This window comes from Micromonospora sp. R77, from assembly GCF_022747945.1.
Taxonomy (GTDB): domain Bacteria; phylum Actinomycetota; class Actinomycetes; order Mycobacteriales; family Micromonosporaceae; genus Micromonospora.
The window spans coordinates 4108856-4128107 of record NZ_JALDST010000001.1 but is presented as its reverse complement, the minus strand read 5'-3'; the positions used below and the strand labels follow the sequence as shown (position 1 = coordinate 4128107).

Below are 19252 nucleotides of genomic sequence, written 5' to 3'. Positions count from 1 at the left end.
TCGGCCGCGCGCCGGGGCCGGTCAGTCCCAGCAGAGGCAGAACGGGTGGCCGGCCGGGTCGGCGTAGACCCGGAAGCCCTCGCCCTCGCCGGGCAGTCGCCGGGCACCCAGGGCCAGCGCGGCCCGCTCGGCGGTCCCGATGTCGTCGACGGTGACGTCGAGGTGGAACTGCTGCGGCCGCTCCGGGTCGGGCCAGGCCGGCGGACGCAGGTCGGGCGCCTTCTGGAAGGCGATCCGGGGTTGGTGTCCGGGTGGCCCGCCGAGCACCACCCAGTCGTCGCCGTCGGACTGCTCCTCGACCAGCGGCAGGCCCAGCAGCTCGGCATAGAAACCGGCCAGGGCGCGCGGGTCCGGGCAGTCGACCACCACTGACCGCAACTGTCCAATCATGACCGCATCCTGCCCCGCGGGTACGACAGCAAACGTCACTCCTCGACGAGCCGCCGCCCGGCGTCGCGGCAGGCGGCCAGCACCGCCCGGGCGTACGCCGGGGTGGCACCGGCCAGGCCACAGGCCGGGGTGACCACCACCTGCTCGGCGAGGCGACGGCGGGGAAAGCCGAGGCGGTCCCAGAGGGTGCGTACCCGGTCGGCGACCTGGGCCGAGGTCGGCGCGCGACCGGCCGCCGGCGGCAGCGCCGGTGCGGCGCCGGCCAGCAGCCCGAACCCGGCGTCGAGGGCCTCGCCGAGCGGGTCCAGCTCGGTGAGCAGGCCGAGGTCGAGCGCGACGCCGACCGCCCCGGCGATGCGGATCAGCTCCAGCGGCACGTCGGGGGCGCAGCAGTGCACCACGGTCGGCACCCCGGCGGCGTCGATCACGGCGCGCAGCAGCGTGCGAGCCACCTCCGGCTCCACCGGCCGGTGGGTGCCGAAGCCGCTCTCGGTGGGCACCCGGCCGGTCAGCACCGCCGGCAGGGACGGCTCGTCGAGCTGGAGCAGCACGGCTGCCCCGGGCAGCCGCCGGGACACCGCCGCGACGTGGCCGCGCAGCCCCTCGGCCAGGGAGCCGGTGAGGTCCCGGACCGCGCCCGGGTCGCGCAGCAGCCGACCGCCGATCGGCAGCTCCACCGAGGCGGCCAGGGTGAACGGGCCGGCCGCCTGGACCTTGACCGGCCCGGCGTACCCCTCGGCCTGCTCGGCGAGCTGGTCGAGGTCGCGTTCCATCAGGTCACGGGCCCGGCGCAGGTCCCGGCCGGGGCGCGGGGCGATCCGCCAGCGGGCCGCGTACAGCTCGACCGGAAGCTCGACCAGCAGGCCGCCCGTCCGCCCGATCAGGTCCGCGCCCGGACCGCGTGCGGGCAGCTCGGGCAGGTGCGGCAGGCCCGGCAGCTCGCCCAGCACCACCCGCTGCGCCTCGGCGATGTCGGTGCCGGGGAGGGAACCGATGCCGGTCGCCGTCCCGGCCGGCCAGGGCCACGCCTGTTCAGTCACGGCCGAAGACTATCCGCCGCGCCGGTCGCCGCCCGGCAGGGCCGGGTACGGGCGCAGCACGGCGTCGCGTCGCGGAACGGGCTGCCTTCACGACGCTACGAGTTTGATGGCGCAAATGAATCGGAGGCCCCTCCCTTGCACCGGACCGGCAAGGGCCGCCGTCGCCCGCTCCTGATCGAAGGGACGCACACATCGCCCGTTCCGGCACCGATTCATTGACGACATCAAACTTGTAGCGTGCCGCGGGGTACCCCCTCGTCCCACGAGCGCGCCACGGTGGGCGAGCCGGCGGCGACCGCAAGCCACCCGCCGCGGGCGCGGGCACGGCGACCGCACGGCACGGCCAGCACGACACGTGCAGCAGGACGGTGACCGCCAGGCAGACGCGCGGGCAGTTGGCAGCCGTGGGTACGAGCGGCGGCGGGGTCAGCCGGCGATGGTGGCGGAGCCGAGGACGATGTCGCCGGCGGGATCGGGGCGGTAGGCCACGATCGCCTGGCCGGCGGCGACCCCACGGACCGGGCGACGCAGCTCCGCGTGCAGCCCGTCGGCGTCCACCGCCACGGTGGCCGGCACCACGTCACCGTGCGCCCGCAGCTGCACCTCGCACTCGACCGGCGCGTCGGGCCGCTCGCCGCCCGTCCAGACCGGGCGGGTGGCCCGTACCTGCGACACCTCCAGCGCCTCGGCGGGGCCGACGGTCACCGTGTTGGTCTTCGGCGTGATGGAGAGCACGTAGCGGGGGCGACCGTCCGGAGCCGGCCGGTCCAGGTGCAGGCCGCGCCGCTGGCCGACGGTGTAGGCGTACGCGCCGGCGTGGCTGCCGACCACCGCGCCGGTGAGCGCGTCGACCACGTCGCCGGGGGCCTCGCCGAGCCGCTGGGCGAGAAAGCCGCGGGTGTCGCCGTCGGCGATGAAGCAGATGTCGTGCGAGTCCGGCTTGTCGGCCACGGCCAGGCCGCGCCGGGCCGCCTCCGCGCGGACCTCCGCCTTGGTCGAGTCCCCGAGCGGGAAGACCGACCGGTCGAGCTGCGCGCGGGTCAGCACCGCGAGGACGTACGACTGGTCCTTCGCCTCGTCGACGCTGCGTCGCAGCAGGCCGTCGGCGCCCAGCCGGGCGTGGTGGCCGGTGACCACCGCGTCGAAGCCCAGGGCCACGGCCCGGTCCAGCACCGCGGCGAACTTGATCTTCTCGTTGCAGCGCAGGCAGGGATTCGGGGTACGACCGGCCGCGTACTCGGCGACGAAGTCGTCCACCACGTCGGAGTGGAACCGTTCGGCCATGTCCCAGACGTAGAACGGGATGCCGATCACGTCGGCGGCCCGCCGGGCGTCCCGGGAGTCCTCCAGGGTGCAGCACCCGCGCGCGCCGGTCCGGTAGGTCTGCGGGTTACGGGCCAACGCCAGGTGCACCCCGGTCACGTCGTGCCCCGCCTCCACCGCCCGCGCCGCCGCCACGGCGGAGTCCACTCCGCCCGACATCGCCGCCAGAACCCTCACCGGCCCACTCCCTTCATCGCACCGAGCGTAGCCCGGTCAGCGGGGGGCACGGAGGGCGGCGGCGCGGCGGGCCCGGTCGACGGCGGCGGGGAGGGCGGCGATCAGGGCGTCGACGTCCGCACGGGTGCTGGTGTGGCCGAGCGTGAAGCGCAGCGACGAGCGGGCCCGGTCGTGGTCGGCGCCCAACGCCAGCAGGACGTGACTCGGCTGGGCCACCCCGGCGGAGCAGGCCGAGCCGGTGGAGCAGGCGATGCCCTGCGCGTCGAGCAGGAGCAGCAGCGCGTCGCCCTCGCAGCCGGGGAAGGAGAAGTGCGCGTTGCCGGGGAGCCGGTCGACCGGATCGCCGTTGAAGATCACTTCGGGGACCGCCTGCCGGACCCGTTCGACCAGTTCGTCGCGGAGGGCGGCGACGCGGGCCGCGTACTCCTGCTGGCCCTTGACGGCGGTCTCGACCGCCACCGCGAAGGCGACGATGCCGGCGGTGTCCAGGGTGCCGGAGCGGACGTCGCGCTCCTGGCCGCCGCCGTGCAGCAGCGGGGTGGCGGCGGTCTCCCGGCCGAGCAGCAGCGCGCCCACCCCGGTCGGTCCGCCGAGCTTGTGCCCGGTCACGGTGAGCGCGGCGACGCCGCTGGCGGCGAAGTCGACCGGCACCTGGCCGACCGCCTGCACCGCGTCGGTGTGGAACGGCACACCGTGCTCGGCGGCGACCGCGGCCAGCTCGGCGACCGGCTGCACCGTGCCGACCTCGTTGTTGGCCCACATCGCGGTGACCACGGCGACCCGGTCGGCGTGCGCGGCCAGCTCGGCGCGGAGCTGCTCCGGGTCGAGCCGACCCGTGGCGTCGACCGGCAGCCAGCCGACCTCCGCGCCCTCGTGCCCGGCCAGCCAGTCCACCGCGTCCAGCACCGCGTGGTGCTCGACCGAGCTGGAGACCACCCGGATCCGCTCGGCGCGGGCGGTCCGGCGGGCCCAGAAGATGCCCTTGACCGCGAGGTTGTCGCTCTCCGTGCCACCCCCGGTGAAGATCACCTCGGAGGGGCGGGCGCCGAGCACGGCGGCCACCCGCTCGCGGGACTCCTCCACCCGCCGCCGGGCACGCCGGCCCGCCGCGTGCAGCGACGACGCGTTCCCGACCTCACGGGCGGTCGCGACGTACGCCTCCAGTGCCTCGTCGAGCATGGGGGTCGTCGCCGCGTGATCCAGGTATGCCATCGCCGTTCAGCGTAACGGCCGAGCCACGGCCCGCCGGAGGCCGGAGGGCCGGTGCGGGCCGGACGGTCGGGGCGGGGAGGTGCTCCTCGCCGCCCCGACCGGGTCCGCCTCAGGCGGGCACCGCCGTGACCACGATGTTGTCCCGGTAGTGCCGGGTCTTCGGGTCGAACGGGCCACCGCAGGTGATCAGGGTCAGCCGCGGTTCACCGTCCCGGGCGAAGTACCGGTCCAGCGGGATCTTCGTCTTCTGGTACTCCTCGCGGGCCACCACCCGGTACGTCCGCTGCTTGCCGTCCGCACCGGTGACCGTGAGGGTGTCGTCGCGATCCAGCTCACGGAGCCGGAAGAAGGCCCCCTTGCCCTGGTCGGCGCTGTCCACGTGCCCGGCGATCACCACCGAGCCGCTGGTCGCCTCCAGCCCCGGCCCGTAGCGGTACCAGCCGATCCGGTCGACGCTCGGCGGCACCTCGAACTCCCCGGTACGCCGGTTGACGCCGACCGGGTTGACGGTGGCGACCACGTCGATCGGCGGGATGACCAGCTTCACCGGCGGCACCGTCGCCCCGTCCGCCGGGAGGGTGCCGGCGTTCACCGGCACGGAGCCGTCCCCGGCGGCGGCGCTCGTCGGTGCCGCGCTCGGCGTCGCGCTGGCCAGGGCCGCCGCTCGTCGGCGCCGACGTTCTCCGCCGGCTGCGACCTGCACGCCACCACGGTGGCGATGGTGAGCGCGGCGACGCCGGCGGCCATGGCCGCCAGCGCCCCGCGGTTGCGCACCGTCACTTGCGGCCGGTCCGGGCGGTGGCCACCCGCGCCCCGCCACCGACCAGCAGGAGTACGCCGGCGCCGGCCAGCACGTACCACCAGGTGTCCACGCCGGTGCCGGCCTGGCCGCCGCTGCCGCTGGGCACGCCACCCGGCGCCGAGTGCAGGCCGGTGATGGTCTGGGCGACCAGCTTCAGGTTCTTGTCCTTGGCGGAACCGATGGCGTAGACGATCGTGGCGGTGCCCTCCTTGAGGTTCAGGTCGGCCGGGCCGATCGCCACGGTGTCCGTACCGGCCAGCACCACGTCGGCCTTGACGGTGCCCGCGTCGACGTCCGCCTTGGCCTCCTTCGGGTTGGTCAGCCCCTCGAAGACCGGCTTGCCACCGGCCCGCACGTCGACCGCCGGGGCGGCGGCGGTGTGCCGGACGATCAGCCGGGCCTTGCCCGCGCCCACCTTGGAGGTGTCGTTCACGAACGGGGTGATCTCGGGCTTGCCGTCGGCGCTCAGGTGGGCGGCGAGGCTGATGTTGGCGCCACCCGGCACCTTGGCGTCGTCGACCTTGAGGATGGCCTTGTCGACCGCCTCGCCCGGCTTGGTCAGCGCGATGTCGTAGTCACCGGCCGGCAGGCTCAGCGGGCCGGCCACGTCGCCCGGCTTGAAGTTGTCCAGCGTCTTCTTGCCGTTGACGTAGACGTCGACCGGGGTGTCCGGGATGCCGTGCACGACGGAGACCTTCGACGAGGCGGCGTACGCGGGGCTCATGGTGGCGGCGCCGACGCCGGCGAAGGTGAGGGCGGCCACCGCGCCGCCCGCGGCGACCCGACGGAAGATCGAGAGCTGCATTGTCTGCCTCCTGGTGATTGGTGCTGATTCGTCAGGCCTGGCTTGCAGAACGGGATACGCCACCGCCCGGACCCCCGGATGCAGCCGGATCCAATTTCTTTTTCTTCGTCCGCGGCGCATCCGCGCGGCCCCCCGGCGACGAATAGGAGGTGAGACGGATGGGACACGGAGGCACCGGGAAGTGGGGCGGGGGCTGTGGGAGTTACAGTCGGGCATGCCCCACGGAAGGCGAACCGCCCGGTGACGGCGGTACGACAGGAACCCGAGCCACCACCCGAGGACGACCTGGCCCAGCGGTTCCGGGCGGGTGACGAGACCGCCCTGCGGGAGGCGTACGACCGCTTCGGCCGGGCCGTGCTCCACCTGGCCACCAGCACCCTGGCCAACCGCAGCGACGCGGAGGACGTGACCCAGGCGACGTTCGTCGCGGCCTGGCTCGGGCGGGACACCTTCGACCCGGGCAAGGGCTCGTTGATCGGCTGGCTGCTCGGCATCGGTCGGCGCAAGGTGATCGACCGGCTCCGCGCGGCGGCCCGGGAGACCCGGGTGGTCGAGACGGTCAAGCAGCTGCCCGAGCCGGTCTCCACCGGTCCGGACCCGGACACCGTGGTCGACCGGCTGGTGGTCGCCGACGAGCTGGCCCGGCTCCCCGACGAGCAGCGGCGGATGCTGGAGCTGGCCTTCTACGACGACCTGACGCACCAGCAGATATCGACCGTGACCGGAGTGCCGCTCGGTACGGTCAAGAGCCACATCCGACGCGGCATGGCGAGCCTGAAACGCAGATGGGAGGTGGACGGTGCAGCACCTGGATCACGACCGGCTGGTCTTTCTGGCGCTCGGTGAGAGCGGGGCGGAGGACGGTGAGGCCGCCCACCTCGAGGGCTGCGACCACTGCCGGACGGAGCTGGAGAACCTCCAGCACGTGGCCGGGATCGGCGCGGAGACCCAGGGTCTCGGCGACCTGCCCGAGCCGCCGGAGCACGTCTGGCAGGGCATCATGGCGGAGATCCGGGCCGCCGAGGAGTTGCCGTCGCTGACCGAGCGGCGGGGACAGCAGGCCCCGGACGGGTCGCCGACGCAGGTGGCGGTCCCGGCCCGGCCCCGGCAGCGGGGTCGCTGGTCGCGCTGGGCGGTCACGGCGGTCACCGCGGCGGCCGCCGCCGCGGTCGGTGGTCGGCACGGTCGCCGTGCTGCGGTCGACCGGCACCGACAAGCCCGCGCCGTCGCCGGCGGTGCTGGCCAGCGCGCCGCTGTCGGCGTACGGGTCGACGCCGAAGGACGCCAACGGCGACGCGCGGGTGCTGGGCGACAACCAGTTGCACCTGCACGTCGCGAATCTCCCGAAGGTTCCGGGTACTACCAGGTCTGGCTGATCGATCCCGGGACCATGAAGATGTTCCCGGTCGGTACGCTGAACCGGGACTCGGGAGACGAGTTGCTCCCGATACCGCCCAACGTGGACATCCGGACGTACTCGGTGGTCGACGTCTCCGCCGAGCAGTACGACAACCAGCCCGCCCACTCCGGCGACAGTTTGCTGAGGGGCACCCTGACGGGCTGATCGGCGGGCCGGCTCAGCTCCCCGGCCCGCCGATCAGCTCCCTTCCCACCGCACCGGGAAGGGACTGCGGCACGCAGATACAGAGAAAGAGTGGCCATTCCTCGTCGGATGGCCACTCTTTCTCTGTATCTGTCGCGGGTCCGGGGCCGGAGCGCCGCCGACAGCGGCGCTCCGGGCGGAGGTGTTACTTGCGCTTGCGGATTTCTTCGGCGGCCTGGGGGACGATCTTGAAGAGGTCGCCGACCACGCCGAAGTCGGCCAGCTCGAAGATCGGGGCCTCGCCGTCCTTGTTCACGGCGACGATCGTCTTCGAGGTCTGCATGCCGGCCCGGTGCTGGATCGCGCCGGAGATGCCCAGCGCGACGTAGAGCTGCGGGGAGACCGTCTTGCCGGTCTGACCCACCTGGAACTGGTGCGGGTAGTAGCCCGAGTCGACCGCCGCGCGGGACGCGCCGACGGCGCCGCCGAGCAGGTCGGCCAGCTCCTCGACCAGCTTGAAGTTGTCGGCGTTGCCGACGCCGCGACCGCCGGAGACGACGATGCCGGCCTCGGTGAGCTCGGGGCGGGAGCCCTTCTGCTCGGCGACCCGCTCGACGACCTTGGCCAGCTTGTCGGCGTCGGTGACCGACACGGTGAGCTGCTCGACGGCCGGGGTGGCCGGCGCCGGGGTCGGGTTGACCGAGTTCGGCCGGACGGTGACCAGCGGCAGGCCCTTGGTGACCTTGGACTTGACGATGGTGGAGCCGGCGAAGGCGACCTGGGTCGCGGTGCCGTCGGCGTCGAGGCCGACCACGTCGGTCAGGATGCCGTTGTCCAGCTTGACGGCCAGTCGGGCGGCGATCTCCTTGCCCTCCTGGGCGGAGGCGAGCAGCACGGCGGCCGGCTGCACCCGGTTGACCAGTTCGGCCAGCACGGTGGCCTTGGGGGCCACCAGGTAGCCGTCGATCTCGTCACCCTCGGCGGCGTAGATCTTCTCCGCGCCGTACTCGCCGAGCTTGGCGCTCAGCGCCTCGGCGGCGCCGGCGCCGCCGAGCACGACCGCGCTCGGGGTGCCCAGCTCGCGGGCGAGGGTGAGCATCTCGAGGGTGACCTTCTTGACGCCGAATTCCTTGGTGGCTTCGACGACGACGAGAACCTCAGACATGTCCGGACCCCTCACACGAACTTCTCGGTGGCGAGGAACTCGACCAGCTTGACGCCGCCCTCGCCCTCGTCAGTGATCTTGGCGCCGCCGGAGCGCGGCGGGCGCTTGGTGTGCTCCAGCACGGCGCTGGTCGCGCCGTCGAAGCCCACCTCGGCCGGGGCGACACCGAGGTCACCCAGGGAGAGCGTCTGCACCGGCTTCTTCTTGGCGGCCATGATGCCCTTGAAGGACGGGTAGCGCGGCTCGTTGATGGTGTCCCAGACGGAGACCACGGCCGGGGTCGAGGCGGTGACCACCTCGTAGCCCTCCTCGGTCTGCCGCTCGACGGTCAGCGTGCCGCCGTCGACGGTGAGCTTGCGCGCGCCGGTGAGGGCGGCGACGCCCAGCCGCTCGGCGATCATGTGCGGCATGACCTGGACGCGGCCGTCGGTCGACTCGGCGCCGCAGATCACCAGGTCGGCGTTGAGCTGCCCGAGCGCGGCGGCGAGCACCTTCGAGGTGGCCACGGCGCAGGACCCGTGCAGGGCGTCGTCCAGCACGTGCACGGCCTTGTCGGGGCCCATGGAGAGCGCCTTGCGGATCGACTCGGTCGCCCGGTCCGGACCCATGGTCAGGATGGTGACCTCGCCGCCGTGCGCCTCCTTGATCTTCAACGCCTCTTCGATGGCGTACTCGTCCATCTCGTTGATGACGTTGTTCGCCGAACCGCGGTCGACGGTGTTGTCGTCAGAACGCAGGTTGCGGTCCGCGCCCGAATCGGGCACCTGCTTGACGAGTACGACGATGTTCATCGCGCTTCGACGACCCTCCTGTTGGTGTTGCGATTGCTCGCCCGGTCTCGGGCGCAGCCTCCCGCGTGACTGAACGCTCGGTCAACCGCGGGGCGCTGTGCACTTGCCCACGGCGCAATGTTACCCGCAAGTAGCATTGCCTTCCCGGAGCCTCACCGTGACACAGCTCACCACGACCGGCGGTGCCGGGTAAACTCCGAAATCGGGAGGTGAGGGACATGCCGGAAATACTTGACCGGTCGATGCCGGAGCGGACGAGGGGTGCGGCGGACGCGGCCGGCCGGGCCTGCCGCCGGATGCTGCCGGACACCTACCGCTGCGCCTGCGGGCGGGTGCGGGACCGGTGCGTACGGGCCGTCGTGCGGGCGCTCTGGTCGGCCGGGCGGGTCACGCCGGCTCGGCCAGCGCGGCCCTGATCCGCCCGATCGCCGCCGCCTCCGCCGGCGTCACCCCGCGGTGCGCCTCGGCCACCCGGTCCGCGGCGGCCAGCACCACCGACCGGTACGCGTCGAGGTCACCCGGGGACTTCGCCCGCAGGATCTCCACCGCCCGACCCAGCGCCGGCAGCACCACCGACTCGACCTCCAGCGCGGAGTCCCGGGGCAGCTGCGGCAGCGGGCCGGTGGTCAGGGCCTGCTTCACCACCCCGCTCGCCTCGCCGAGGGCCCCCGACGCGGCGATGCTCTCCCGCACCATGGCGAGCATCCCGGGATCGGCGTTCGAGACCAGGAAGACGGCGCCGAACGCCCCCGTCCTGAGGGTCAGCTGTTCCTCCGCCGTCAACCGTTCCATGATCACGGAGTGTAGACGTACGGGGTGGTCGTGGTGACCGCTACGAGCCCGAGCCGCTCCAGGATCGGCCGGCTGTCCTCCGAGCAGTCCACCTGGAGGAGACTCTTCCCGCGCTGCTGGGCCAGCCGCGCCCGGTACGCCACCAGCGCCCGGTAGACACCCCTGCGCCGCCACTGCGGCAGGGTCGAGCCGCCCCACAGCGTGGCGAACCCGGTGTTCGGCAGGTAGCGGACCCAACCGGCGCTGACCACCGTGTCGCCGGCCTCGGCCACCACGATCGTGATCGACTGCGGGTCGGCCTCGATCTCCTTCGCCAACCCGGTCACCAGGTGGCTGCGGTCGTCGTGCCAGACCTCCTCCTCCATCGCGGCGATCCGCTCCAGGTCCTCCCGGCCGGTGACCTCACGCAGGCGTACCCCCTCGGGCGGGAGCGGGACGGTGGCGGCCAGGGCCGCGACCGGGCCGACCACGACGGTCTCCTGGTCCTCCGGGACGAACCCGGCGGCGCGCAGCCGGTCGGCCAGGTCGGCCGGCTCGTCGTGGCCGTTGAGTTTCCACTCCACCGCCTCGCCGCGCTGCCGGAAGACGTCCACCTGCCGGGCGATCAGCGCGTCCAGCTCCGCGCCGGCCAGCCCGTCGAGGGTGCGGTAGGTGAGGAACCCGCGCTGGTCCAGGCCGAGGATCCGGACCAGCGGGCCGTCCCGTTCCACGGTGACGCCGGCCGGCAGCGGGTCAGGGATCTCCGGACGGATCTGGGTGTCGTAGGCCTCGCGCAGGGTCCGCGCGTCAAGATCCGTCATCCCCTCAGGCTAGGCCGGGGGCAAAGCGGATAATCGACCTCGTGTGGGAGACGATCAGGCGGTGGTTCGACCCGCGCGAGCTGCGCTCCGTGGGCACCACCCCGGACTACCGGTTCTCCCTGGCCAACGAGCGGACCTTCCTGGCCTGGCTGCGTACCGGGCTGGCGTTCATCGCCGGCGGGCTGGCCGCCGCCCAGTTCCTGCCGCCGTTGCCGCTGGCCCACCTGCGGGAGGTGATCGCCGTCGCGCTGCTGCTGCTCGGCGGCGCGGTGGCGGTACGGGCCGTGGACCACTGGGCGCGTACCGAACGGGCCATCCGGCTCGGCGAGGAACTGCCCGCCTCCCGCTTCCCCGCGGTGCTGGCCCTCGCCGTGGCGGTCGGCGCGCTGCTGCTGGTGGTCGCCGTGCTGGCCCGGGCGATCGGGTGACCGGCGACCCGGGGCTCCAGCCCCAGCGGACCCGGCTGGCCTGGCGGCGCACCCTGCTGTCGTTCACCGCCGTCGTCGCGCTGCTGGTCCGGCTCGCCGCCACCGGCTCCACGACCGGCGCGCTGCTGGCCGGGACGGCCGTGCTGATCTGGCTCGGCGTGCTCCTGGCGGACTGGCACCGGGCCACCGGCGCCGGGGCCCGCCGGATCCGGCGCTGGTCCTTTCCGCTGACCGCGCTGGCCGCCGCCGGGATGGCCCTGCTCGGGGTGCTGGTGGTGCTGGTCCGCACGCCCTGACCGGACCGGCCGGTGCTGGTCCGGGCGCGCTGACCGGACCGGCCGGTGCCGGGCCGGATGCCTCGACCGGTCGGCCGCGGGCTGCGCCGGACCGCCCCGGTGGTCCATGATGGCCGGCATGGTTCGCCTGTACGGGCTTCTCTTCCTGGCCGAGGTCGTGCTCGGCATCTGCGCCCTGATCAGCTGCCTCTCCGCCGAGGAGGGCCAGATCCGGGCGCTGCCCCGGATCGCCTGGGTGCTGATCATCCTGATCTTCCCGCTGGTCGGGTCGATCGCCTGGTTCGTCGCCGGCCGGGAGCCGGCCGGCGACCGCCCCCGCACCGCCCGGCCGGTCGGGAACGGTTTCGCCGAGCCCGACCGCCGCCGCCAGGTCGCCCCGGACGACGACCCCGAATTCCTCAGCTCCCTCGCCGAGCGGTCCCGGCAACAGGACCGGGAACTCTTCAGCCGCTGGGAGGAGGACCTGCGCCGCCGCGAGGACGAGCTGCGCCGCCGGGACGGCGAGCAGGACCGGCCGGAGGTCTGAACCCGCTCACACCCGACGTCGGAGGCCGCGTACCGCCAGCGGGGCGAAGACGGCGAGGATGACCGCGGCCCAGAGCAGCGACCTGACGGTCGGCCCGGCCACCGGACCGCCGATCAGCATGCCGCGCAGCGCGTCGGCCAGGATGGTCACCGGGTTGACCTCCACCCACCGCTGGAGCCAGGACGGCATGGTGTCGGTCGGGACGAAGGCGTTGCTGGTGAAGGTGAGCGGGAAGATCACCATGAACCCGAAGATCTGCACCTTCTCCGGTTCGCTGACCAGCACCCCGACCAGCACCGAGAGCCACGAGAAGGCCAGCGAGAAGGCCAGCAGCAGCGCGAACGCGCCCACCAGGCCGACCAGCCCGTTGCTGAGCCGGAACCCGAGGATCGCGCCCACGCCGATCAGCAGGGACACCGACCATGCCTGCTTGACCGTGTCGGCGAGGATCCGGCCGGCCAGCGGCGCCCACCGGGCGATGGGCAGCGCCTGCAACCGGTCGAAGACCCCCTTGGTCAGGTCGTTGTTCAGCCCGAACCCGGTGGTCATGGTGGCGAAGAAGGCGTTCTGCACGATGATCCCGGGCAGCGCGAACTTCAGGTAGTCGCCGGGGCTGCCCGAGATCGCCCCACCGAAGACGTACGTGAAGAGCAGCACGAACATCACCGGCTGGATGCTCAGGTCGAGCAGTTCCATCGGGTTGTGCTTGATCTGCACCAGGCTGCGCCAGGCCAGGGTGAGGGTGTGCCGCACGCCGGCGGCGAGACCCGGCCGGCGGGCCGAGGCCAGCGGGGCGGTGACGGTGGCGGCGGTCATGCCGGGATCCTCTCCAGGTCGGCGTCGGCGGGGCTGTCCTGCTCGGCCCGGTGACCGGTCAGCGAGAGGAAGACCTCGTCCAGGCTGGAGCCGCGCAGCGCCAGCTCGGCGACGGTGACCTCGGCGGCGTCCAACCGGCGGACCACGGCGGGCATGGTGCCCGGGTCGGTGACCGGCACGGAGACGGTGGTCTGGACGACCTCGGGAGCGGTGCCGGTGATCTCGGTGGCGATCGCCACGACGGTCGACAGGTCGGCCGGGTCGGTCGGGCGGACGGCGAGGACCTGGCCGCCGGTGCGCGCCTTCAGCTCCTCCGGGGTGCCCTGGGCGATCACCCGGCCGTGGTCGACGACCGCGATCTCACCGGCGAGCTGGTCGGCCTCTTCCAGATATTGCGTGGTCAGCAGCACGGTCACCCCGTCGGTGACCAGGCCCCGGACGATGTCCCACAGCTCGTTGCGGCTGCGCGGGTCCAGCCCGGTGGTCGGCTCGTCGAGGAAGAGCACCTGCGGCCGGCCGACCAGGCTGGCGGCGAGGTCGAGGCGGCGGCGCATGCCACCCGAATAGGTCTTCGCCGCCCGGTCGGCGGCGTCGGTGAGCTGGAAGTCGGCGAGCAGCTGCCCGGCCCGGGCCCGGGCGTCGCGTCGGCCCAGGCCGAGCAGCCGGCCGATCAGCAGCAGGTTCTCGGTGCCGGTGAGCGACTCGTCGACCGAGGCGTACTGGCCGGTCAGGCCGATCAGCTGGCGCACCCGGTGGGCGTCGCGGCGGACGTCGTACCCGCCGACGGTGGCGTGCCCCTCGTCGGCGGCGAGCAGGGTGGCGAGCACCCGTACCGCGGTGGTCTTGCCCGCCCCGTTCGGGCCGAGCAGACCGAACACCGTCCCCGCGGGGACGGCCAGGTCGACTCCGGCGAGGGCGGTGGTGGCGCCGAAGCGGCGTACCAGTCCCTCGGCGCGGATCGCGTAGGTCATCGGAACTCCCGTCTGTGTCGCTGGTGGCCCAACGATGCGCGAGGGGTCTGACGTTACGGTGACGCCCGCCGAGATTCCGCCGATTTAGCGGGGAACAGAAAGACGCGACCGCCGCCGCCGGTCACCCGGCGACGGCGGTCGGAGGGTCGTGCTCAGGCCAGGTTGGACGACCGGGGGTACGCGTCGGCCGGATCGGTCAGCACGTTGACCAGGTAAGGTACGCCGGCGTCGAAGGCACGGGTCAGGGCCGGGCCGAGGTCGGCGGCCTTCTCCACCGTCTCCCCCGCCCCGCCGAGCGCCTCGACGACCTTGTCGTAGCGCAGGCCGGGCTGGAGGTCGGCGGCCACGTCGTAGCCGTACATGGCGCGCATCGGGTGCTTCTCCAGCCCCCAGATGCCGTTGTTGCCGACCACGATGACGACGGGGAGCCGCTGCCGGGCCAGGGACTCGACGTCCATCAGGCTGAAGCCGGCGGCGCCGTCGCCCATCAGCACGCAGATCTGCCGGTCCGGGTGGCTGACCCGGGCCCCCATGGCGTAACCCGTCCCGGTGCCGAGGCAGCCGTACGGGCCGGGGTCGAGCCAGGTGCCGGGCTGCGCCGGCTCCAGGTACTTCCCGGCGTACGAGACGAAGTCGCCGCCGTCGCCGATGGTGATGGCGTCGGGGGCGAGGACCTTGCGCAGCTCGCCGTAGACCCGGGCCGGCCGGATCGGGTCGGTCTCGGCGGCCATCGCCTCGGCGTCGCGGGCCTTGGCGGCGTCCTCGGCGACCCGCAGCTGGGCGATCCAGTCGGCGTGGTCGGCCCGGTCGCCGGGGTGCTCGGCGAACGCGGTGAGGATGAGCCGCAGGTCGCCGGCGGGCGCGGCGGCCGGCTGCACGTGCCCGGCGCGCTGGCCGGGCGCGTCCACGACGTGCACCACCTGCGCGTCGCCGAAGTCGCCGAAGCCGAGCCGGAAGTCCAGCGGGGTGCCCACGACCACGACCACGTCGGCGCCGGAGAGCGCGACCCGGCGGGCCTTGGCGAAGGCGAGCGGGTGACTGGGCGGCAGCGCGCCGCGGCCCATGCCGTTGGTGAAGACCGGCACCTGCAACGCCTCGGCGGCGGCCCGCAGGGCGTCGACCGCGTCGGCGGCGTACACGTCGGAGCCGGCGATGATCACCGGCCGGCTCGCGCCCGCGATCAGGCCGGCGGCCCGGGCGACCTCGTCCGGGTCGGCCTCGATCGGCGCGATCGGCGACACCGCCGGCAGCTCCGCGTCCCCGACGGAGAAGACCGCCTCCAGCGGGAAGTCGAGGAAGGCCGGGCCGCGGTGCGGGGTGAGCGCGGCGGTGAGGGCGGCGGTCACGGCGCGCGGGATGTCGTCGGCGCTGAAGACCGTCTCGGCGTGCTTGGTGACCGGGGCGACCAGCGGCAGGTGGTCCATCTCCTGGAGGCTGCCGGAGCCCCAGCGGAACTGCGGGGCGCGACCGCCGAGCACCAGCACCGGCGAGGCGTTGAAGAAGGCGCTGGTCAGCCCGGAGACGCCGTTGGTGACGCCGGGTCCGGCGGTGAGCACGGCCAGGCCGGGGCGGCGCTGGAGCTTGGCGACCGCCTCGGCGGCGAAGACCGCCGACTGCTCGTGCCGCACGTCGTAGATCGGGAAGCCGGTCTTGTGTGCGGCGTCGTAGAGCGGGAAGACGTGCCCGCCGGAGAGGGTGAACATCTCCCGTACGCCGTGCGCGCGCAGCGCCGCCAGCGCCAGTTCCCCGCCGTGGCCCTCGACCCGTTCCGTCATCGCCGCTCCCCTTCGTCAGCTGACCGGTGTCCCACGCTACTGGCCGGTAGCGGGGATGTGAACCGTTCTCGGGTCGGCGGCGGGTGCGCGCCGCCGACCCGGACGGCTCAGCAGCCGGCTCAGCGGCCGGTGAAGTCGGGCTTGCGCTTCGCCACGAACGCGGCCATGCCCTCCCGGCGGTCGTCGGTGGCGAAGAGCGCCGCGAAGAGCTGGCTCTCCCAGGCGAGACCGGAGTTCAGGTCCATGTCCAGGCCGCCGTCCACGGCCAGCTTCGCCGCCCGCAGCGCCTGCACCGGACCGGTCAGGAACGGCTTCACGTACGCGACGGCGGCCTCGTAGACCTCGGCGGCCGGGACCACCTGGTCCGCCAGGCCGATCCGCAGCGCCTCCTGCGCGTCGACCATCCGGCCCGTCATGATCAGGTCCTTGGCGCGGGCCGGGCCGACCAGGCGGGCCAGCCGCTGGGTGCCGCCGGCGCCGGGGATGATGCCGAGCTTGATCTCCGGCTGGCCCAGCTTGGCGTCCTCGGCCACGATCCGCCAGTCGCAGGCCAGCGCCAGCTCGCAGCCGCCGCCGAGGGCGTACCCGGTGATCGCGGCGACCACCGGCTTGGGGATCCGGGCGATCGCGCCGAGCGCGCTGGAGAGGTCGGCGGCCCGCTCCGCCATGTCCACGTAGGACATGTCGGCCATCTCCTTGATGTCCGCGCCGGCGGCGAAGACCTTCTCCCCGCCGTACACGATGACCGCGCGGACCTGGGGGTCGGCGGTGGCGGCGGTCGCGGCGGCGCGCAACTCCTCCTGCACCTGGGTGTTGAGCGCGTTCATCGGCGGCCGCTCCAGCCGGATGGTGCCGATGCCGTCCTTGGTCTCCAGCCGAACGAACTCGCCCACGCTGCCCTCACTTCCTCGTCGAAGTCGCGTGCCAACCTTACGACCCGGGTCGTTGGGGTAAGTAGGCTGGTGTCCGCCCCGCCACCGGGAGTCATCCGATGATCACGTATTACGACGACAGGTCGGTGCAGGTCACCTCCACCGCCGTACGGGTCGACGGGCGGGCCTTTCCGCTCGCCGAGATCGGCATGGTGTGGCACCGACGGGGCAGCCGCTCCTGGCGGGTGCTCGCCGGTCGGGGGGCGCTCGCCGCCGCGCTCGCCGGCCCCCTGGTCGCCGCGCTGCTCGGGGTCGGGCTGGCGGTCCTGCTGCACCGCTCCCCGACCGTCACGGTCGCCATCGTCGGGGCGTCGGTGCTGATCGGGCTCGGGGTCGGTCCGCTCGCCGATTTCCTCTTCGAGCACCTCGACCGCTCGTACGCCCGGGGCAGCCGGCAGTTGGAGATGTGGGCCCGCTGGCGCGGCCAGCCGGTACGACTGCTCGCCACCGGCGACGCGCTGCGCTTCGGTCAGATCTACCGGGCGGTGCAGCGGGCCATGGAGTCCGTCCCCGCACCGGCCCCGACCGGCCGGGCAGCGCGGGGCGTCGGCCCGTCCGGCAGCGACCCGAGGCCGCCCGGCAGGCGGTAGCCGTCCTCCCCGTCCGACGCCGGCGCCGCGCGCCGAGGTGGTCGGCGGTTGCCGGCGGGTGGTTAGGGTTAATGATGACCCTCTATTACCGGGACGACGCGGTACAGGTCACCTCCGAGTCCATCCGGGCAGGTGGGCACGTCATCGCGCTCGCCGACGTGGCGTACGTCTGGCATGCCCGGGGGGCGACCACCCTGGCGGTCCGGGGGCGGGTCCTGGGACGCGGCGTGCTGGTCCTGCTGCTCTCCCTGCCGCCGCTGGTCGCGCTGATCTGCGTCGTGTCGCTGGCCTGGGCCGCGCAGGACCGGGGCAACTGGAAGCTGGCGCTGATCATCCTGGCCGCCTTCGTCGTGGCCGGCCTGGCCCTCACCCCGTTCCTGGAGGTTCCGCTGAGCTGGCTGGACCGCTCCTACGAGCGCGGCAACCGGGTGCACGAGCTGTGGGTGCAGCACCGCGGGCAGGAGGTGATGCTGCTGCGCACCCCCGACGCGTTACGGTTCGGGCAGATCTACCGGGCCGTGCAGCGCGCCGTCGAACAGCAGGGGGACCATTGATGACCACTCGTCGCGGCGAGGCCGCCGCACTGGCCGGGCTGCTCGCCGTCGCCGGGGTCACGCACTTCGCGCGGCCCGGCTTCTACGACCCGATCGTGCCGCGCGCGCTTGCCGGTCCGGCCCGCTTCTGGACGTACGCCAGCGGGGTCGCGGAGCTGGCGGTGGCGGCGGCGGTGGCGCACGACGACCCGCCGGACCGGCGGCCTGGCCGCGGCCGCCCTCTTCGCCGCCGTCCTGCCGGCCAACGTGCAGATGGCCCACGACTGGCGGCGGCGGAGCGCCGCGGAGCGAGCCGTCGCCTACGGCCGGCTGCCGTTGCAGGCCCCGCTGATCTGGTGGGCGGTCCGGGTGGCCCGCGGCCGGTCGCAACCCCGGTTATGGCGGAACCGGGACGTGGGCAGGACCTGCCCGCTCTGCTCTCCTGATTGGACAGACCTCCGTCGATCTGGGGAGACCGTCATGATGAGGAAGTTGGCCCTCACGGCAGCGGTGGCGCTCAGCCTGGTGCTGCCGGCCCCCGCCGGTGCCGCCCCGGCCGGTGCCGCCGGCGGCCGGCCACCGCCGTCGCCGCCGACCCGTCCGCCCCCGGTGCCCACGCCGCCGGTTACGTCGACACCACCGTCAGCGCCGCCGGCCGTTCCTTCTCGGCCCGGATCTACTACCCGGCCACCACCGCCGGCAGCGGCCAACCGGTGGCGACCGGCCGGTTCCCGGTCATCGCCTTCGGCCACGGCTTCCTGCAGGGTGTGTCGAAGTACTACTCGACCATTTCGCACCTGGCCACCTGGGGCTTCATCGTCGTCGCCCCGACCAGCCAGGGCGGCTTCTCGCCCGACCACAGCGCCTTCGCCGACGACCTCAACGCCGCCCTGACCTGGGCCGTCGCCCAGGACACCACGAGCGGATCGCGGTTCGCCGGGCACGTCAGCGTCGACCGGCTGGGCCTGTCCGGGCACTCGATGGGCGGCGGCGCCAGCATCCTCGCCGCCGCCCGCAACCCGAAGGTCGTCACGGTGGCGAACCTGGCCGCCGCCGAGACCAACCCGTCCGCGAAGACGGCCGCCGCGACGCTCACCATCCCGGTCCGGCTGATCGGCGGCGACCGGGACACCATCGCCGGGGTGGCCGACCACCAGCGACCCATCTACACGGCGAAGCCACCGGCCAAGCAGCTGCGGATCATCACCGGCGGCTTCCACTGCGGCTTCATGGACAGCGGGTCGCTCTTCTGCGACAGCGGCTCGATCAGCCGGGCCACCCAGCTCACGCTGAGCCGGCGGCTGCTCACCGAGTGGTTCCTGCGTCACCTGGCCGGCGACACCACGTACGACGACGCGGTGTGGGGTCCGCCCGCCCAGAACGACCCGCAGGTCACCTTCGAGGGCGTGCGCTGAGGGCTCCCGGCGGTGGACGGGCGGGGGACGTGACGGGGACCGCCCTCCGCCGCCGGGCGCGGCTGGCCGGCGCGACGCACACTGGGGGCATGGCGATTCCCCTCCCCCGGCCCGGCGCCGTCGTCGGCCT

Annotated in this window: 22 protein-coding genes and 1 pseudogene; 9 read left to right on the top strand and 14 right to left on the bottom strand. The window is 73.7% G+C overall.

All coding sequences use genetic code 11. From position 1 onward, the window contains the following. Window positions 1-21: 21 nt before the first annotated feature. The 6 genes and pseudogenes from MRQ36_RS19555 to MRQ36_RS19530 form a co-directional block, all read right to left on the bottom strand. The gene (locus tag MRQ36_RS19555; protein WP_242797484.1) at window positions 22-390 is read right to left on the bottom strand and encodes a VOC family protein; all 369 of its coding nucleotides are present in this window, start codon (window positions 388-390) and stop codon (window positions 22-24) included. 35 nt (window positions 391-425) lie between these two features. After that, the gene (locus tag MRQ36_RS19550) at window positions 426-1430 is read right to left on the bottom strand and encodes a methionine synthase (protein ID WP_242797482.1); all 1005 of its coding nucleotides are present in this window, start codon (window positions 1428-1430) and stop codon (window positions 426-428) included. 426 nt (window positions 1431-1856) lie between these two features. Further along, window positions 1857-2930, bottom strand: a complete 1074-nt coding sequence (mnmA, locus tag MRQ36_RS19545; protein WP_242797480.1) for a tRNA 2-thiouridine(34) synthase MnmA — start codon at window positions 2928-2930, stop codon at window positions 1857-1859. Between the two features lie 36 nt (window positions 2931-2966). Beyond that, the gene (locus MRQ36_RS19540; RefSeq protein WP_242797478.1) at window positions 2967-4142 is read right to left on the bottom strand and encodes a cysteine desulfurase family protein; all 1176 of its coding nucleotides are present in this window, start codon (window positions 4140-4142) and stop codon (window positions 2967-2969) included. A 109-nt stretch (window positions 4143-4251) separates the two neighbouring features. Next, a pseudogene (locus tag MRQ36_RS19535) lies at window positions 4252-4922 on the bottom strand (class F sortase). After that, complete coding sequence (locus tag MRQ36_RS19530) at window positions 4919-5749, bottom strand: DUF4397 domain-containing protein (protein WP_242797477.1); 831 nt, start codon at window positions 5747-5749, stop codon at window positions 4919-4921. Before MRQ36_RS19530 ends, MRQ36_RS19535 begins: the two are co-directional and overlap by 4 nt. A 240-nt stretch (window positions 5750-5989) precedes the next feature. Between MRQ36_RS19530 and MRQ36_RS19525 the strand changes: the two genes are divergently transcribed. Then, window positions 5990-6595: an RNA polymerase sigma factor gene (locus MRQ36_RS19525; protein ID WP_242797475.1), complete on the top strand. Its 606-nt coding sequence runs from the start codon at window positions 5990-5992 to the stop codon at window positions 6593-6595. Beyond that, window positions 6549-7313 (top strand): anti-sigma factor, encoded by a 765-nt coding sequence (locus MRQ36_RS19520; protein ID WP_242797473.1) that lies wholly within the window; start codon window positions 6549-6551, stop codon window positions 7311-7313. Before MRQ36_RS19525 ends, MRQ36_RS19520 begins: the two co-directional genes overlap by 47 nt. A 184-nt stretch (window positions 7314-7497) precedes the next feature. Here MRQ36_RS19520 and MRQ36_RS19515 read toward each other — a convergent pair whose 3' ends face one another. The 4 genes from MRQ36_RS19515 to MRQ36_RS19500 form a co-directional block, all read right to left on the bottom strand. Next, window positions 7498-8457 carry an electron transfer flavoprotein subunit alpha/FixB family protein gene (locus MRQ36_RS19515; protein ID WP_242797471.1) on the bottom strand — a complete coding sequence of 320 codons (960 nt, stop codon included), beginning with the start codon at window positions 8455-8457 and terminating at the stop codon, window positions 7498-7500. Window positions 8458-8468: 11 nt separating this feature from the next. Continuing rightward, the gene (locus tag MRQ36_RS19510) at window positions 8469-9248 is read right to left on the bottom strand and encodes an electron transfer flavoprotein subunit beta/FixA family protein (protein ID WP_242797469.1); all 780 of its coding nucleotides are present in this window, start codon (window positions 9246-9248) and stop codon (window positions 8469-8471) included. A 387-nt stretch (window positions 9249-9635) separates the two neighbouring features. Beyond that, window positions 9636-10040, bottom strand: a complete 405-nt coding sequence (locus MRQ36_RS19505; RefSeq protein ID WP_278187554.1) for a hypothetical protein — start codon at window positions 10038-10040, stop codon at window positions 9636-9638. A 2-nt stretch (window positions 10041-10042) separates the two neighbouring features. Next, the gene (locus MRQ36_RS19500) at window positions 10043-10840 is read right to left on the bottom strand and encodes a GNAT family N-acetyltransferase (protein ID WP_242797465.1); all 798 of its coding nucleotides are present in this window, start codon (window positions 10838-10840) and stop codon (window positions 10043-10045) included. A gap of 41 nt (window positions 10841-10881) precedes the next feature. Here MRQ36_RS19500 and MRQ36_RS19495 point away from each other — a divergent pair, with 41 nt between their 5' ends. The 3 genes from MRQ36_RS19495 to MRQ36_RS19485 all read left to right on the top strand — a co-directional run bounded on the left by MRQ36_RS19495 (window position 10882) and on the right by MRQ36_RS19485 (window position 12090). Then, window positions 10882-11268 carry a DUF202 domain-containing protein gene (locus tag MRQ36_RS19495; RefSeq protein WP_242797463.1) on the top strand — a complete coding sequence of 129 codons (387 nt, stop codon included), beginning with the start codon at window positions 10882-10884 and terminating at the stop codon, window positions 11266-11268. Beyond that, on the top strand, window positions 11265-11564 hold the full coding sequence (locus MRQ36_RS19490) for a DUF202 domain-containing protein (protein WP_242797461.1): 300 nt from the start codon (window positions 11265-11267) through the stop codon (window positions 11562-11564). Before MRQ36_RS19495 ends, MRQ36_RS19490 begins: the two co-directional genes overlap by 4 nt. Window positions 11565-11682: 118 nt before the next feature. Further along, a complete protein-coding gene (locus tag MRQ36_RS19485) occupies window positions 11683-12090 on the top strand; it encodes a PLD nuclease N-terminal domain-containing protein (RefSeq protein WP_242797459.1) in 408 nt (135 codons plus the stop codon). Window positions 12091-12096: 6 nt separating this feature from the next. On the opposite strand, the gene MRQ36_RS19480 is transcribed toward MRQ36_RS19485, so the two are convergent. The 4 genes from MRQ36_RS19480 to MRQ36_RS19465 form a co-directional block, all read right to left on the bottom strand. After that, entirely contained in the window at window positions 12097-12906 is an 810-nt protein-coding gene (locus MRQ36_RS19480) for an ABC transporter permease (protein ID WP_242797457.1), read from the bottom strand. Further along, window positions 12903-13877 carry an ATP-binding cassette domain-containing protein gene (locus MRQ36_RS19475; RefSeq protein ID WP_242797456.1) on the bottom strand — a complete coding sequence of 325 codons (975 nt, stop codon included), beginning with the start codon at window positions 13875-13877 and terminating at the stop codon, window positions 12903-12905. The genes MRQ36_RS19480 and MRQ36_RS19475 overlap by 4 nt, the downstream gene beginning before the upstream one ends. 152 nt (window positions 13878-14029) lie before the next feature. Beyond that, complete coding sequence (locus tag MRQ36_RS19470; protein WP_242797455.1) at window positions 14030-15652, bottom strand: acetolactate synthase; 1623 nt, start codon at window positions 15650-15652, stop codon at window positions 14030-14032. 119 nt (window positions 15653-15771) lie between these two features. Then, window positions 15772-16545, bottom strand: a complete 774-nt coding sequence (locus MRQ36_RS19465; protein WP_242797454.1) for an enoyl-CoA hydratase-related protein — start codon at window positions 16543-16545, stop codon at window positions 15772-15774. Between the two features lie 98 nt (window positions 16546-16643). On the opposite strand from MRQ36_RS19465, the gene MRQ36_RS19460 reads away from it, so the two are divergent. The 4 genes from MRQ36_RS19460 to MRQ36_RS19445 all read left to right on the top strand — a co-directional run bounded on the left by MRQ36_RS19460 (window position 16644) and on the right by MRQ36_RS19445 (window position 19122). Next, window positions 16644-17174, top strand: coding sequence for a DUF6232 family protein (locus tag MRQ36_RS19460; RefSeq protein ID WP_242797453.1), 531 nt, complete (start codon window positions 16644-16646; stop codon window positions 17172-17174). A 74-nt stretch (window positions 17175-17248) separates the two neighbouring features. After that, window positions 17249-17728, top strand: coding sequence for a DUF6232 family protein (locus MRQ36_RS19455; RefSeq protein ID WP_242797452.1), 480 nt, complete (start codon window positions 17249-17251; stop codon window positions 17726-17728). Beyond that, the gene (locus tag MRQ36_RS19450; RefSeq protein ID WP_242797451.1) at window positions 17728-18153 is read left to right on the top strand and encodes a hypothetical protein; all 426 of its coding nucleotides are present in this window, start codon (window positions 17728-17730) and stop codon (window positions 18151-18153) included. Before MRQ36_RS19455 ends, MRQ36_RS19450 begins: the two co-directional genes overlap by 1 nt. Next, window positions 18154-19122, top strand: a complete 969-nt coding sequence (locus tag MRQ36_RS19445; RefSeq protein WP_242797450.1) for a dienelactone hydrolase family protein — start codon at window positions 18154-18156, stop codon at window positions 19120-19122. The last annotated feature ends 130 nt before the right edge of the window (window positions 19123-19252 follow it).